This is a genomic window from Burkholderia sp. LMG 13014, assembly GCF_905232215.1.
GTDB lineage: Bacteria > Pseudomonadota > Gammaproteobacteria > Burkholderiales > Burkholderiaceae > Burkholderia.
The window spans coordinates 1-15168 of record NZ_CAJNKE010000100.1 but is presented as its reverse complement, the minus strand read 5'-3'; the positions used below and the strand labels follow the sequence as shown (position 1 = coordinate 15168).

Annotated in this window: 13 protein-coding genes and 1 pseudogene; 9 read left to right on the top strand and 5 right to left on the bottom strand. The window is 64.6% G+C overall.

Annotated features, from left to right (window positions below; genetic code table 11):
• A partial coding sequence (locus JYJ84_RS13630) for an acyltransferase (RefSeq protein WP_205189221.1) occupies nucleotides 1-766 on the bottom strand: 766 nt, incomplete at its 3' end.
• 217 nt (nucleotides 767-983) lie between these two features.
• Here JYJ84_RS13630 and JYJ84_RS13625 point away from each other — a divergent pair.
• Nucleotides 984-1127: a hypothetical protein gene (locus JYJ84_RS13625; RefSeq protein WP_006479318.1), complete on the top strand. Its 144-nt coding sequence runs from the start codon at nucleotides 984-986 to the stop codon at nucleotides 1125-1127.
• A 230-nt stretch (nucleotides 1128-1357) separates the two neighbouring features.
• Nucleotides 1358-2245: a UTP--glucose-1-phosphate uridylyltransferase GalU gene (gene galU, locus JYJ84_RS13620; RefSeq protein WP_175222912.1), complete on the top strand. Its 888-nt coding sequence runs from the start codon at nucleotides 1358-1360 to the stop codon at nucleotides 2243-2245.
• Between the two features lie 417 nt (nucleotides 2246-2662).
• Here galU and JYJ84_RS13615 read toward each other — a convergent pair whose 3' ends face one another.
• Nucleotides 2663-3781: an acyltransferase gene (locus tag JYJ84_RS13615; RefSeq protein ID WP_175222913.1), complete on the bottom strand. Its 1119-nt coding sequence runs from the start codon at nucleotides 3779-3781 to the stop codon at nucleotides 2663-2665.
• Between the two features lie 257 nt (nucleotides 3782-4038).
• On the opposite strand from JYJ84_RS13615, the gene JYJ84_RS13610 reads away from it, so the two are divergent.
• Nucleotides 4039-4488 carry an HU family DNA-binding protein gene (locus JYJ84_RS13610; RefSeq protein WP_122949246.1) on the top strand — a complete coding sequence of 150 codons (450 nt, stop codon included), beginning with the start codon at nucleotides 4039-4041 and terminating at the stop codon, nucleotides 4486-4488.
• Between the two features lie 283 nt (nucleotides 4489-4771).
• The gene (locus tag JYJ84_RS13605; RefSeq protein WP_175222914.1) at nucleotides 4772-5584 is read left to right on the top strand and encodes an AadA family aminoglycoside 3''-O-nucleotidyltransferase; all 813 of its coding nucleotides are present in this window, start codon (nucleotides 4772-4774) and stop codon (nucleotides 5582-5584) included.
• A gap of 211 nt (nucleotides 5585-5795) precedes the next feature.
• On the opposite strand, the gene JYJ84_RS13600 is transcribed toward JYJ84_RS13605, so the two are convergent.
• From JYJ84_RS13600 to JYJ84_RS13585, 3 genes and pseudogenes are all read right to left on the bottom strand, one after another.
• Nucleotides 5796-6269 carry a VOC family protein gene (locus JYJ84_RS13600; protein ID WP_122949247.1) on the bottom strand — a complete coding sequence of 158 codons (474 nt, stop codon included), beginning with the start codon at nucleotides 6267-6269 and terminating at the stop codon, nucleotides 5796-5798.
• Between the two features lie 387 nt (nucleotides 6270-6656).
• A pseudogene (locus JYJ84_RS13595) lies at nucleotides 6657-7828 on the bottom strand (porin).
• A 404-nt stretch (nucleotides 7829-8232) separates the two neighbouring features.
• Nucleotides 8233-9168, bottom strand: a complete 936-nt coding sequence (locus JYJ84_RS13585) for a YihY/virulence factor BrkB family protein (RefSeq protein ID WP_175222915.1) — start codon at nucleotides 9166-9168, stop codon at nucleotides 8233-8235.
• A gap of 142 nt (nucleotides 9169-9310) precedes the next feature.
• On the opposite strand from JYJ84_RS13585, the gene fdnG reads away from it, so the two are divergent.
• The 5 genes from fdnG to JYJ84_RS13560 form a co-directional block, all read left to right on the top strand.
• Nucleotides 9311-12382, top strand: a complete 3072-nt coding sequence (gene fdnG, locus JYJ84_RS13580) for a formate dehydrogenase-N subunit alpha (RefSeq protein ID WP_175222916.1) — start codon at nucleotides 9311-9313, stop codon at nucleotides 12380-12382.
• 10 nt (nucleotides 12383-12392) lie between these two features.
• On the top strand, nucleotides 12393-13307 hold the full coding sequence (gene fdxH / locus JYJ84_RS13575; protein WP_043177545.1) for a formate dehydrogenase subunit beta: 915 nt from the start codon (nucleotides 12393-12395) through the stop codon (nucleotides 13305-13307).
• Nucleotides 13304-13930, top strand: a complete 627-nt coding sequence (locus JYJ84_RS13570; protein WP_039370262.1) for a formate dehydrogenase subunit gamma — start codon at nucleotides 13304-13306, stop codon at nucleotides 13928-13930. The genes fdxH and JYJ84_RS13570 overlap by 4 nt, the downstream gene beginning before the upstream one ends.
• A gap of 107 nt (nucleotides 13931-14037) precedes the next feature.
• Nucleotides 14038-14973 (top strand): formate dehydrogenase accessory protein FdhE, encoded by a 936-nt coding sequence (fdhE, locus tag JYJ84_RS13565; protein WP_174976662.1) that lies wholly within the window; start codon nucleotides 14038-14040, stop codon nucleotides 14971-14973.
• A 75-nt stretch (nucleotides 14974-15048) separates the two neighbouring features.
• The coding region (locus JYJ84_RS13560) for a hypothetical protein (protein ID WP_205189222.1) at nucleotides 15049-15168 on the top strand (120 nt) is incomplete at its 3' end.

Sequence of the window (15168 nt, the reverse complement as noted above, 5' to 3'; positions counted from 1 at the left end):
TCGGCACGGTGGCCGCGCCACCGCCGCGCGCCAGCAGCGCACGCACGTCGGCGATCCACGCACCGATCGTCCAGGACAGCCAGTACGACGTGAAGAACTGCAGGTCGTGCCGTTCGAGCAGCCACGCCGACGCGACGTTGACGAGCGCGACCGCGGCCACGACCGCCGGCATGCCGATGCGGCGGCGGATCGCGAACAGCAGCGGATAGATCGCGTAGAACTGCACTTCGAGCGACAGCGTCCACAGCGCGCCGTTCGACCCGTACGTGTAGCCGGCGACACCCTGCAGCGAGAACAGGTTCACGAGGAACGCGACGAGGCCGACGTCGCGGATCTTGTGGCTGACGGGCTCGATCTGCAGGCTGACCGAGTCGAGCGCGAGCGTAAACAGCAGCGCGGCGAGCAGCACCGGGTAGATGCGTGCGAACCGGCGCACCCAGAAGTTCGGCGCGTCGAGCCGGTACGCGGGATTGGCCGAGAGCTTGAGCGCCGCGTTGCGGTGGATGCAGTAGCCGCTGATCACGAAGAAGATCGGCACGCCGGCGGAACCCCACGCGAACGGGAAGGTCAGGTAACCGGCGATCGCGCTCGGGGTGAGTGCATGACCGTAAGCGTGATGGAAGCTCTGCATGCCGACCCAGACGACCTGGCGGCAGTGGAAATAGGCGACGAGCAGCGCCGCGAAGCCGCGCATCGCGTCGATCACGTGTTCCTTGTGATCGGCGACGGGCGGCGCGGTCAGAGACGATCCGCTGAGAGCTTGCATGCGATTCGATTCCTTGCGACGGATGGACGGGAAGTTTCATCCAATCGTAATGCGCAAGAATTCGATCAATGAATAAAAAAATCTCGCCGGGAAATATCGAAATTCCACATCATGGTTTTATCGCGTTCAGAAAGCGGTTCCGCGAGGCGGGTCAATTATTTGCCGATTTTTTTCTGATAGTTTGAAGCTCCAGTTGATTGATGCAAGGAGCGGCAAGATGGACATGCATTGGATCGCGAGCGCTGCAGTACTGCTGGTCATGGCCGTGCTGTCGGCGTACCGCGAGGCGCTGAAGAACGAACCGATTCGCCCGGGTCTCGAACGGGGCGGCGTGCCCTATATCGAGGAATTCGAATCGTAAGAATTTGTATCTGGAAAATCGGTAATTTGTTTCTGCTTCGGCACTCGGTTCGGCAATATCGACCGGGTTGAGGGGATTATATTTTTTCCGGAATCATTGGGCAATCAGTCCATATCGAAAATGAGCGGAGTCGAATTGGCAGTACCGTCGATTCTCGATATGCCGTTCGGAACACAATCGCGCCGGGTCGCTGGTCGACGCGGCGCAGTCAACGCAATCAGGATGCGAACATGTTGAAAGTCACCAAGGCCGTGTTCCCCATTGCCGGTCTCGGCACGCGGTTCCTCCCGGCAACGAAGGCGAGCCCGAAGGAAATGTTGCCCGTCGTCGACAAGCCGCTGATTCAGTACGCGGTCGAGGAAGCGATCAACGCCGGTATCACCGAGATGATCTTCGTCACCGGGCGCAGCAAGCGCGCGATCGAGGATCATTTCGACAAGTCCTACGAGATCGAGGCCGAGCTCGAGGCGCGCGGCAAGGATAAGCTGCTCGAGCTCGTGCGCGGCATCAAGCCGAGCAACGTCAACTGCTTCTACGTGCGCCAGCCGGAAGCGCTCGGCCTCGGCCATGCGGTGCTGTGCGCAGAGAAGCTGGTGCATGGCGAGCCGTTCGCGGTGATCCTCGCCGACGACCTGCTGCACGGCGAACAGCCGGTGCTGAAGCAGCTCGTCGACGTGTTCGACCACTATCACAGCTCGGTGATCGGGGTCGAGACGATCGCGCGCGAGGACAGCCGTTCCTACGGCGTCGTCGAAGGCCGCGAATGGGAAGAGGACGTCATCAAGCTGTCGGGGATCATCGAGAAGCCCGCACCGGAAGATGCGCCGTCGAATCTCGGCGTGGTCGGCCGCTACGTGTTCATGCCGACGATCTTCGATCACCTGCGCAAGCTCAAGCCGGGCGCCGGCGGAGAGCTGCAGCTGACCGATGCGGTCCAGTCGCTGCTCGCGAACGAGCAGGTGCTCGCGTATCGCTACTTCGGCACGCGCTTCGACTGCGGCAGCAAGATCGGCTATCTCAAGGCCACCGTCGAGCTCGCGCTCCAGCATCCGGAAGTGAGCCGCGAATTCGAGGCCTACCTGCGTACCTGCTTGCCCGCGCTGGCTGCTGTCGCCTAAGCAGCCGCGCGCTCCGTTGTTTCAGGTGGTGGTTGTTCCGTTGGCCCCGGCCGCTCGCGCGCCGGGGCTTTTTTGCGTGTGCGTGTGCGGGTGCCGGATGCGTGATCGAGGTGCGTGCCGTCGGCGAGTTTGCGGTGGCGGGTTTGCTTCGAGTGCTGTGCCGCGTGTGGAGCGGGGCGCTCTGACAAGAACGCGCGTCAAGCCTGAAACCGGTGCCGCGGCAGGCGACCGGGACACCGGATCGGCGGTTCTTCAATTGCGCGATGTACTTCGACGTTCGTGACCGCACCGGTTCTGCCGGCGCTGGAAGCTGACGCTAAGCGACGCGACGCGTCGCGTCGCTCGTCGCACGTCAGCGTCCGGACGTGGCCGGTATCGCGGTTTCCCCGTTCGATCGTTGCCGCGTCGGTGTGGCGTTCAACGCGCCGACGTGCCCGGCCGTGCGACGAAATACCGGGCCAGCATCGCGGCGACCGGCTTCTTGAAGTCGAGCAGCCGCTTTTCAAGATAGCGCCAGGACAGATGCGCGAGCAGCACGGCGAGCGCGAATTGCAGCATCTCGGATAGCGCTTCGCGGACGATTTCCGGTATGGCCAGGTGCGCGACGTGCGCGGGCAGTACACCGAAGCGTGCCGGAATCAGGTTGTGGAACAGGTAGAAGCCGTAGCTGATCGTGCCGAGATAGACGAGCGGCGCCCAGTCGAGCAGCGCCACGACGGGATGCTCGGGTTCGCTGACGATCCACAGCAGCAGCGCGCCGAGCGATGCGGACAGGCCGAGATCCGCGAGCCCCGCGATCGCGTCGGGCAACGCCGTGCACGCGGGCAGCACGAGGAAGAATACGACGCCTGCCGCGCCGAGCCAGCCGGGTGGCATTCGCCGCACGGCAGCCGCGCCGCGATCGGCGAGCGCCATCGCGCCGACACCGCCGAGCGCGATCAGCGCGAAATTCCACGGGGAAAACGCATAGATCAGCACCGGCGACGCGTCGGACAGGTAGAGCGCGAGATGCGCGACCGCGCACAGCGCGACGGCCGCGATGCCGAGCGCGACGTGTCGCGCGGCGGGCACCGCGAGCAGTGCGAGCGGTGCGATCAGATAGAACTGCTGTTCAACCGCGAGGCTCCAGAAGTGCGACGTGGAGCCGGGCCAGCCGTCCTTGACGACGCCGATCCAGTAATTCGACAGGAACACCGCGTGCCACGCGAGCCCGAGGTTGACGCCGCGCTGGTAGAACAGCGCGTGCGCGATCGCGAGCGCGGCGAGCAGCAGGTAATACACGGGAAAGATCCGCAGCGCGCGCTTCGCGAGGAACAGCGCGAGCGCATGGCGGCGCGTCATGGTGCCGCACTCGACCGCCTGACGGTTGCGATGCAGCTCGCCGACGATCAGGAATCCACTGATGAGGAAAAACGTCCACACGCCAAGCTTGCCGACGTCGACGGCAAGGACATGGCCCTTGTGGGACAGGAAAACGAGGATGACGGCGAGGGCTCGCAGGCCGTCGAGTCCTTTGACGTATCTGGCTTCGCGCATGGCGGCATCCGGGCATTGAGCGAGCCCAGTATAGGTGCGCAAATATCGAACGTAATTCGCATTCGGGTGCCTACGTGAAGGCGTTTTTTGATGCTTAAGCGCCGATGAAATCGGTCGCATGCAAAAAAACCTGCGGGAAACCCCGCGAAAACGCATAAAAGTACTGCACGAAGCGTCAAGGCGCTTGTAGAATCCGGCGTTGAAGCGCGCGCGTTGCACGCTTCGTGTATCCAACGACCACACCTGGTAGGAGAAACATGGCGACTTCCGCAAAAAAGGTGGCCAAGAAGGCTGCCGCACCGGTCACCAAGAAAGTGGCTGCTAAAAAGGCTGCGCCCGCGAAGAAAGTAGTGGCCAAGAAGGTTGTCGCGAAGGCGGCACCGGCTGCTCCGACGCCGCTGAAGGACAAGTTCACGAAGGCATCGCTCGCAACGCACATCGCTGAGCGCGCAGCTGTCGAAGTGAAGGCTGTCAAGGCAGTGCTCGTCGCACTCGAGAACGTCGTGCTGGGCTCGGTCCACAAGAAGGGCGCGGGCGAGTTCACGCTGCCGGGTCTGCTGAAGATCACGGCACAAGTCGTGCCGGCGAAGAAGAAGCGCTTCGGCAAGGATCCGTTCACGGGCGAAGAGCGTTGGTTCCCGGCAAAGCCGGCCAGCGTGCGCGTGAAGGCACGTGCGCTGAAGAAGCTGAAGGACGCGGCAGCGTAATGCCGCGCAACGGCGCCGAATGCATGTCGGCAGCCGTTGCGATGTCCGACGATCCCCGTACGCGAAAGCGTGCGGGGATTTTTATTGCGCTGCGCCAATCGCGCGGCAGCGGCCGTGAGGCCGCGCAAGGGCGGCATGCCCGGTTCGACGCGTGACGCACGCGGGATGGCATGCCGCGCACGCGCGATGACGAACGGTATCGTCGTCCGTGCTCGCGGTCGATCCGTCGCGACCCGTCGCGCTCGCTGCACCTGTTGCGCGACCATCGCGAGACACACGCATCGTGACTGAATCCATTCCCGACGAAATCGCAGCGCAGGTCGCCGCCGCGTGCGACACGATCGAGCGGCATCTCGGTGCGACGCTGAAGGCGATCCACCTGTTCGGATCGGCGCTCGATGGCGGACTGAAGCCGCGCAGCGACATCGACCTGCTGGTGACGGTGTCGGCCCGGCCCGACGACTCGACACGGCGCGCGCTGATGCGCGACCTGCTCGCGGTATCGGTGCCGCCCGGTCGCGCCGGTGGCATGCGCGCACTGGAAGTGACGGTCGTCGCGCACGATGAAGTCGTGCCGTGGCGTCATCCGGCGCGGCGCGAACTGCAGTTCGGCGAGTGGCTGCGTCGCGACCTCGAAGCCGGCATCGTCGAGCCGGCGCTCGTCGATCACGATCTGGCGATCCTGTTGACGAAGGTGCGACAGCACAGTGTCGTGCTGGCCGGCCCGCCGGCCGCCGCGCTGCTCGAGCCGGTGCCCGCGCACGATTTTGTCGCCGCGCTGCTGGCGACCGTTGCTCAATGGAATACCGAACCGAACTGGCGCGGTGACGAGTGCAACGTGGTGCTCGCGCTCACGCGCATCTGGTACAGCGCCGCGACCGGCAGGATCGCGCCCAAGGACGTCGCTGCGGCATGGGTGCTGGCGCGCCTGCCGGACACGTACCGGCTGGTTGTAGCGGCTGCGCGCGCCGCCTATCTCGGCGGCGAGGAAGGCGCGGCGATCCTGTCGGGCGAACCCATCGCCGCATTCATCGGCCATGCGCGGCGGACCGTCGAATCGATGCTGTCGGCGTCGCGACAGATGCCTCGAACGTGATCGCGTTGCGGACGACACCGATGAGGGTCACGGGTCCTTGCACGGCAGTCGCAGCCGCAGTCGCAGCCGCAGCCGCACACGCACACGCACACGCAGCCGCAGCCGCAGTCGCAGCCGCACACGCAGCCGCACACGCATGCCATCGAGCCGGACGCCGGTCGGCGACCCGGTGCGTCATCGCGCAGGCGCTGTCGCCGCGCGGCGTGCCACGTCAGCCCGCCGTACCGGCATAGGCGGCCTTCAGCGCGGCGTCGTCGAGCTTGATCATCTGCATCATCGCGGCGGCCACGCGCGCGGCCTTGACCGTGTCCCGGTCGGACATCATCGGGATCAGCGCTTCCGGAACGATCTGCCACGAGACGCCATAGCGGTCTCTCAGCCAGCCGCAGGCGTCGGCCGTGCCGCCGTTGTCGAGCAGGGCGCTCCAGTAGCGGTCGAGTTCTGCCTGATCGGCACAGCTGACCAGCAGCGAGATCGTGTGGTTGAACGTCTCGGTGCGCGGGTGGCTCATCGCGAAGAACGGCTGCCCGAACAGCTCGAACTCGACCATCCGCGTGCCGTCGGTGCCGGGCACCGCCGTGACGCGCACGACGCGCGAATCCGGAAAGATGCCCGCATAGAAGCCGGCGGCTTCTTCGGCTTCCGCCGCGTACCAGAGGAAGGGCGTGATCTTCTGAATCGTCATGGCGAATCTCCTGTCTGTATGGGCCGGGGCGCACATCGCGTGCCGACCTCGATACGACGGATGAAGGCCATCGAAATCGACACGCCGGGGCGAACGGCCGTCGCACCGGGTCGGTGGCACCGACAGTGCGGATGGTAGTCGTCCGGCGCGCACACAGCGAGGGAACCCGGCCTCGGAAAAGCGCGTTTCCGGCGCATGGCAGCCCTCAGGCGCCGCTGCCGGCCGATGGACGTGCATCGGTTCGGCAATCGACCGTCGGCTGCTGCAGGCCGTATGGGCCCGCTGGCGACGGACGAAAAAAAAGCCAGCCACGGCCGAAACCGATGACTGGCTTTCCAGTTCGGCGGCAAGGCGTCGGAGACGCCATGCACGCCGGGTACGTCGTTTTTAGAACTTGTGGCGCAGGCCGAGTGCGACCAGCTCTTGCGAGCTCTTGCCGGCGATACCGTACGAGCCGATCGACGCTTGCGCATCGCTGCCGTCCGCGTTCTTGCCGCTTGCGTGCTGGTACGCGCCAACCAGGTAGACGTCCGTGCGCTTCGACAGCGAGTAGTCCGCGCCCAGCGAAACCTGATGGTACTTGGCGTTGTTGTCGCCGCTACCCTTCGTGTAGATGTAGCCGAGGCCCAGCAGCAGCGGTGCCGATGCCTGGTACGTCACGAATCCGCGACCGGTGTTGTACTTCTGGTTCGTGCCGAACGCCGAGCTGCCATCCGACTTGTACTGTGCGTTGCTGTAGCCGGCGCCGACCGTCACCGGGCCGAATGCGTACTGGCCGGCCACTTGTGCGATGCCGATCGACGACGACGACGTGAATGCGTTGTTGATGAACGTCGTGCCCGGATCGCCGTCGAAGATTGCGTCGGACGAGCCGGTCCAGCCGGAACGCGTGCCGGCGGTGATCGGAGCCGAGTTGTTGGCGTGGAAGTAGCCAGCAGCCAGGCCGAGCGGGCCGTTGTTGTAGGCTGCTGCTGCCGACCACGTCTGGCCGCTGCCGGTTGCGCCGGCAACACCGCCGAATGCGTACATGGCTTCGACTTGCAGGCCTGCCCAGACCGGCGACGTGTACTTCACTGCGTTGCTGACGCGCAGGCTGTTGTCGTTGTTGTCGACGTCGCCCGGCGTGGCGAACACGCTGCCGAAGTAGTTGTCAGCCGTGACTGCCTGAACCAGGTCGACGAGCGGGTCATATTGACGACCCAGCGTGACCGTACCGTACTGGTTGCTTTGCAGGCCGACGAATGCCTGGCGACCGAACATGCGACCACCCTGGCCCAGTGCGCCCGATGCCGAGTTGAAGCCGTTTTCCAACTGGAAGATCGCCTTCAGGCCGCCACCGAGGTCCTCGGAACCCTTCAGGCCGAAACGGCTGCCTTGCAGGTTGCCGCTACCCATCGACCACGAATTGTTGCCTTGACCTGCGTTACCGTGAACATAGCGTGAACATAGGTGATCGACGTGTCGATCACGCCGTACAGCGTCACGCTCGACTGTGCCTGAGCAGCGCCGGCGGCGCCCAGCAGGGCGAGCGAGAGGGTCGAGAGAGCAAGTTTCTTCATCGTTGAGTTTCTCCACGCAAGTGATTCATCGTTATTTGTTGCGGATTGGAGAATAGCTCAGTGCCATAGACGCAAGAAAGCTTAAAAAATAAAGTGTCTCGAAAAGGTAACAGCGTGAAAAAGTCCATATATATCAAGCACATCAACAACTGTTCCTATTTTTGAAATAGTTGACAATTGCTGCGGCGCGATTGTTTCAACAGGTGATGCACACGGCAGCATCTCGCCGATTTCGGCCCGTTGGCGCACAAAAACAAGGGCTGGCAAACGTTTGCGATTGCGGCGGCGATTGCGCGGTCATGCAAAGAACGCATCAACGCCACGCGCATGTGTGGCGGGCAGCGTGGTTGCAACGAGGCGGACAGGTGTGCGGGGTCGTGCGGCGGTGCGGCGAACGGGGCGAGTCAGTCGTCGCGCAGGCGATCGGTGGGGCGATCGGCTTGCACAGAAGCGGCCGGTGCGGTGGAGCCGGCGAGCCGATGCGCGTTGCCGCGCGCCGCCGCGAATTCCGCGCCGAGCAGCAGCACGATCGCGGAGAAGTACAGCCACATCAGCAGGACCGCGAACGATCCGGCCGCGCCGAATGCGCTGGCGGTGCCCGCATGCGCGAGGTACAGCGCGAACAGCTTCTTGCCGCCGGAAAACAGGATCGCGGACACGATGCCGCCGATCGCGGCGTCGCGCCATGCGACGCGCGCATCGGGCAGGAACTTCATCAACGACGCGAACGCAGCCGCGAGCACCGCGATGCCGACGAAGAACTGCACGAGGTTCGTAACGATCACATACGGCGAATTGCCGAGCAGCCAGGTGCCGACGAACGTGATCGCGGTGTCGAGCACGAGCGACACGATCAGCAGGAACGCGACGCCGAGCACGAGCCCGAACGAGATCAGCCGCACGCGCACGAGCCCGAGCATGCTCGACCAGCGGCTTTCGGTGGCCGGCCAGATCACGCTGAGCGCGGCGCTGAGCGACGCGAAGGTGGCCGACGCGCCGATCGCGAGCGCGGCGAACGAGATCAAGGTTGCGAGGCCGCCACGCTCGCCCGCGCGGTGCGCGTTCTGCACGATCGTCTGGATGCTGGCCGCCGCGTCGTCGCCGATCAGTTGATGCGCCTGTTCGAACACCTGGCCGCGCGCGGCATCGTCGCCGTAGAACCAACCGGCCACCGCGATCACCATCACGAGCATCGGCGCGAGCGAGAACGCGGAGAAAAATGCGATGCCGGCGGCCATCGCGGAGCAGCGGTCGGCCGAGAAGCGCTTGAACGCGGTGAGGGCCCAGTTGGCCTGTTGTTGCGCCAGACGGGTGGCTTCGGAGGTGATCTGTCGTTTCATGACGGTTCGGTTGTGCGCGGAACGCGGATCATCGTGGGTAATCAGACAATTCAGTATTGATCCGAGGATTCGAACATAGTTGCGCGAACTGTCTATAATTCCTTTCAGTTTCCCCACCCCCACAATAACGCCGAGACCAGCCATGCTACAAATGTCCCGGCGCCAGTTCCTGAAGGTGACGGCTACGTCGCTTGCCGGATCGAGTCTAGCCCTGATGGGCTTCTCTCCATCCGAAGCGCTCGCCGAAGTCCGACAGTACAAGCTGGCGCGCACAGTCGAAACGCGCAACACCTGTCCTTACTGTTCAGTGGGTTGCGGCATCCTGATGTACAGCCTCGGAGACGGCGCGAAGAATGCGCAGCCGAGCATCATCCACATCGAGGGCGATCCGGATCACCCCGTCAATCGCGGCACGCTGTGCCCGAAGGGCGCGAGCCTGATCGACTTCATCCACAGCCCGAGTCGCCTGACGCACCCCGAGTATCGTGCGCCCGGTTCGGACAAGTGGGAACCGATCTCGTGGAATGACGCGCTCGACCGCATCGCGAAGCTGATGAAGGCCGACCGCGACGCGAACTTCGTCGAGACGGCGGAAGACGGTGCGAAGGTCAATCGTTGGCTGACCACCGGCATGCTGGCCGCGTCGGCGGGCAGCAACGAGGTCGGCTACCTGACGCACAAGACTGTCCGCAGTCTCGGGATGCTCGCATTCGACAATCAGGCGCGTGTCTGACATGGCCCGACGGTGGCAGGTCTTGCCCCGACGTTTGGCCGTGGAGCGATGACGAACCATTGGGTCGACATCAAGAACGCGGACGTGATTCTCGTGATGGGCGGCAATGCAGCCGAGGCCCATCCGTGCGGTTTCAAGTGGGTGACGGAGGCGAAGGCGCACCGCAAGGCGCGGCTGATCGTCGTCGACCCGCGCTTTACGCGTACGGCCTCGGTGGCCGACTACTACGCGCCGATCCGCACCGGCACCGACATCGTCTTCCTGGGCGGCGTCATCAACTATCTGCTGACGAACGACAAGATCCAGCATGAGTACGTGAAGAACTACACGGACTTCTCGTTCATCGTGCGCGAGGATTTCGCGTTCAACGACGGCATCTATTCCGGCTACGACGCGGAGAAGCACGCGTACCCGGACAAATCGAGCTGGGATTACGAGCGCGGCGACGACGGCTTCGTGAAGGTCGACCCGACGCTGCAGCATCCGCGCTGCGTGTACAACCTGCTGAAACAGCACTACGCGCGCTATACGCCGGACATGGTCCAGCAGACCTGCGGCACGCCGAAGGAGAAGTTCCTGAAGGTGTGCGAGATGCTCTCGACCACCGCCGTTCCCGGCCGCGCCGGCACGATCCTGTACGCGCTCGGCTGGACGCACCACTCGATCGGCGCGCAGATGATCCGCACCGGCGCGATGGTGCAGCTGCTGCTCGGCAACATCGGCATCGCCGGCGGCGGGATGAACGCGCTGCGCGGCCACTCGAACATCCAGGGGTTGACCGACCTCGGGCTGATGTCGAACCTGCTGCCGGGCTACATGACGCTGCCGATGCAGTCCGAGCAGGATTTCGACGGCTACATCAAGAAGCGCGTGCAGCTGCCGCTGCGGCCGAACCAGTTGAGCTACTGGAAGAACTACAAGGCCTTCCACGTCAGCTTCATGAAGTCCTGGTGGGGCGACTCGGCGACCGCCGAGAACAACTGGGGCTACGACTACCTGCCGAAGCTGGACAAGCAGTACGACCTGCTGCAGGTGATCGAGCTGATGAATGCCGGCAAGATGAACGGCTACATCTGCCAGGGCTTCAACCCGCTTGCGGCGTCGCCGTCGAAGGTGAAGACGGCAGCCGGCCTCGCGAAGCTGAAGTGGCTCGTGATCATGGATCCGCTCGCGACCGAGACGTCCGAGTTCTGGAAGCATCATGGCGACTACAACGACGTCGATTCATCGAAGATCCAGACCGAGGTGTTCCGTCTGCCGACCACGTGCTTTGCGGAGGAAAACGGTTCGCTCGTGAGTTCGAGCCGCGTGCTGCAATGGCACTGGAAGGGCGCGGAGCCGCCGGGCGAGGCGCGTAGCGACCTCGAGATCATGTCGGGGCTGTTCCTGCGCATGCGCAAGATGTACCAGACCGACGGCGGCAAGTATCCGGATCCGATCGTCAACCTGACCTGGCCGTATGCGAACCCGGAAAGCCCGACACCCGAAGAGCTTGCAATGGAGTTCAACGGGAAGGCGCTCGCCGATCTGCCCGACCCGAAGGATCCGTCCAAGGCGCTCGTGAAGAAGGGCGAGCAGCTGGCCGCGTTTGCGCAGTTGAAGGACGACGGCACGACCGCGAGCGGCTGCTGGATCTTCTGCGGTGCATGGACGCAGGCCGGCAACCAGATGGGGCGGCGCGACAACTCCGACCCGACCGGCATCGGCCAGACGCTGAACTGGGCGTGGGCGTGGCCGGCGAACCGGCGGATCCTGTACAACCGCGCTTCGTGCGACGTCGCCGGCAAGCCGTTCGATCCGACCCGCAAGCTGATCGGCTGGAACGGCAGCGCGTGGAAGGGGGCCGACATTCCCGACTTCAAGGCGGACGAATCGCCCGAAAACGGGATGGGGCCGTTCATCATGAACCCGGAAGGTGTTGCGCGCTTCTTCGCCCGCGCGGGGATGAACGAAGGTCCGTTCCCCGAGCACTACGAGCCGTTCGAGACGCCGCTCGACGCGAACCCGCTGCACCCGAACAACCCGCAGGCGCTGAACAACCCGGCTGCCCGCGTGTTCCCGGACGACCGCGCGTCGTTCGGCAAGGTGGCGGATTTCCCGCACGTGGCGACGACGTACCGGCTGACCGAGCACTTCCACTACTGGACCAAGCATGCGCGGCTGAACTCGATCATCCAGCCCGAGCAATTCGTCGAGATCGGCGAAGACCTCGCGAAGGAAGTCGGCGTCGCGCATGGCGAGCGCGTGAAGGTGTCGTCCAAGCGCGGCTACATCATCGCGGTCGCCCTCGTCACGAAGCGGATCAAGCCGCTGACGGTCGACGGCAAGAAGGTCCAGACGGTCGGCGTCCCGTTGCACTGGGGCTTCAAGGGTCTGACGAAGCCCGGCTATCTCGCCAATACCCTGACTCCGTCCGTGGGCGACGGCAACTCCTATACACCGGAATTCAAGTCGTTCCTGGTGAAGGTCGAAAAGGCGTAAGGGGGAAGAGATGGCATTGCAATCGCTGGATATCAAGCGCGTCTCGGCCACCACGACGCCACCGCCCACGGTGCGCGAACCGGTGACCGGGAGCGTCGCGAAGCTGATCGACGTATCGAAGTGCATCGGCTGCAAGGCATGCCAGACGGCATGCATGGAGTGGAACGACCTGCGTGACGAGGTCGGCACCAACGTCGGCGTGTACGACAACCCGGCCGACCTGACCGAGCATTCGTGGACGGTCATGCGGTTCTCCGAATACGAGAACCCGGCGGGCGACCTCGAGTGGCTGATCCGCAAGGACGGCTGCATGCACTGCGAGGATCCGGGCTGCCTGAAGGCGTGTCCGTCGCCGGGCGCGATCGTGCAGTACAACAACGGGATCGTCGATTTCCACGAGGAGAACTGCATCGGTTGCGGCTATTGCGTGACCGGCTGCCCGTTCAACGTTCCGCGGATCTCGAAGAAGGATCATCGCGCATACAAGTGCACGCTCTGTTCCGACCGCGTCGCGGTCGGCCAGGAACCGGCCTGCGTGAAGACCTGCCCGACGGGCGCGATCGTGTTCGGCACCAAGGAGGACATGAAGCAGCACGCGGCCGAGCGGATCGAGGACCTGAAGGAGCGCGGCTTCGAGCATGCGGGGCTGTACGACCCGCAGGGCGTCGGCGGCACGCACGTGATGTACGTGCTGCACCACGCGGACAAGCCGTCGCTGTACCACGGGCTGCCCGACAACCCGTCGATCAGCCCGATGGTGAAGCTGTGGAAGGGGATCGCGAAACCGCTCGCGGTCGCCGGTATCGCGCTGACCGCGCTCGCCGGGTTCTTCCACTATGTCCGGGTCGGTCCGAACGAGGTGAGCGACGAAGAGGAATCGGCCGCGCGCGACGAGGCGCGACGCATCAAGGAGGACGCGAAATGAAACACGACGACCCCAACCTGATCGTCCGCTACTCGGCGAACGAGCGCACGAACCACTGGATCACCGCGATCACGTTCGTGCTGCTCGCGCTGTCCGGGCTCGCGCTGTTTCATCCGTCGATGTTCTGGCTGACCGCGCTGTTCGGCGGCGGCCAGTGGACGCGGATCCTGCATCCGTTCGTCGGCCTCGTGATGTTCGTGTCGTTCGCGATCCTGGTGGTGCGCTTCTGGCACCACAACGCGCTCGACGCGGACGACCGGCAGTGGCTCAAGCAGATCGGCGACGTGCTGACCAACCAGGAAGACAAGCTGCCGCCGGTCGGGCGCTATAACGCCGGGCAGAAGCTGCTATTCTTTACGCTGGTGGCGTGCCTGCTGCTGCTCCTGCTGTCGGGAGTCGTGATCTGGCGGCGCTACTTCTCGTTCTACTTCCCGATCGGGGTGATCCGCGCGGCCGCTGTCGTGCATGCCGTGGCGGCCTTCGTGCTGATCGCGAGCATCATCGTGCACATTTACGCGGCGTTGTGGGTGAAGGGCTCGATCGGCGCGATGGTGCGCGGCACCGTCACGCTGGGCTGGGCTCGCAAGCATCACCCGAAGTGGTTCCGTGAAAGCGTGAAGTAACGCACCGGAGCGGGGCGGCTCGCCGAGCGCGGCGGGCCGGCCCGTCAGCCGTCGGAACCGCCTGAAGCGCCGACTTGTCGGCGCTTGTTTATTTGGAAGACATTTCTGTGACACAACGCATTCTCGAACCGACCGAGATCTCGGCACTCGATCATTCGGCCATCCCGCGCTTTCGCCTGCCGGAGCGCGCCACCGCGTTCTCGGCGCGCGCCGCGCGGCTGCGCAAGCTGGCCGACCTGAACCCGATCAGCGGCTACCTGCGGCTGATGGCCACCGTCGCCGATGCGCAGCACGCGACACTGCAAACGCTCGAACTGCCGCTGCCGTCGAAGGAAGCGATCGCGCGCGCGCAGCAGCATTCGATGCCGCTCGTGCCGGCGCTCGACGGCCAGCGCGATCCGCGCTGGCGCGCCGTGCTGTACGAACTGCTCGACCGCGTCGAAGGCGCGGGGCTCGTCAACCCGCAGCTCGCGAAGCTGCTCGACCGGCTGCGCCTGATGGCGCCCGCCGAACTCGACGCGCAGGCCGACGCGATCCTCGCGCTGCGCTTCGCCGAAGTCGACCCGGCCACCGCGCCGTTCCTGATGGCCGCGCTGCAGGTGGTCTGGACCGATCTCGCCAGCCGCGTGTCGCCGGCCGACGTCCCGTATCTCGACCAGCCGGGGCTGTGCCCCGTGTGCGGCACGCATCCGGTCGCGAGCGTCGTGCGGGTTGGCGGCCAGTACCAGGGCTACCGTTTCCTGCAATGCGGGCTGTGCACGACCGAGTGGCACATGGTGCGCACGAAGTGCTCGCACTGCGATTCGACGAAGGGCATCGCGTATCACGGGATCGAGGGCGGCAGCGAAGCCGTCAAGGCCGAATCGTGCGACGAATGCAAGACCTATCGCAAGATCGGCTATCAGGAGAAGGACTACGAGTTCGAGCCGCTGGCGGACGATCTCGCGAGTCTCACGCTCGATCTGCTGATGAACGAGGCCGGCTACCAGCGCAGTTCGCCGAATCCGCTGCTGTGGCCGGATGTGTCGCGGGAAGCGGATTGACGACACGGGGCCGGAGGCGGTGCGCGAGCGCCGGCTTCGGCCGACTGCGAAGCATGAGACTGGAGCCACCACGACGTGACCGAACCGGGTTTGAATGAACTGAATGCCGTGCTGGCACGCGTACCGTCGGTCGAGCGCGTGCTGTCGTCGGTGCCGTTGCAACCGCTGCTCGCCGACTACGGCCGCACGCGCGTG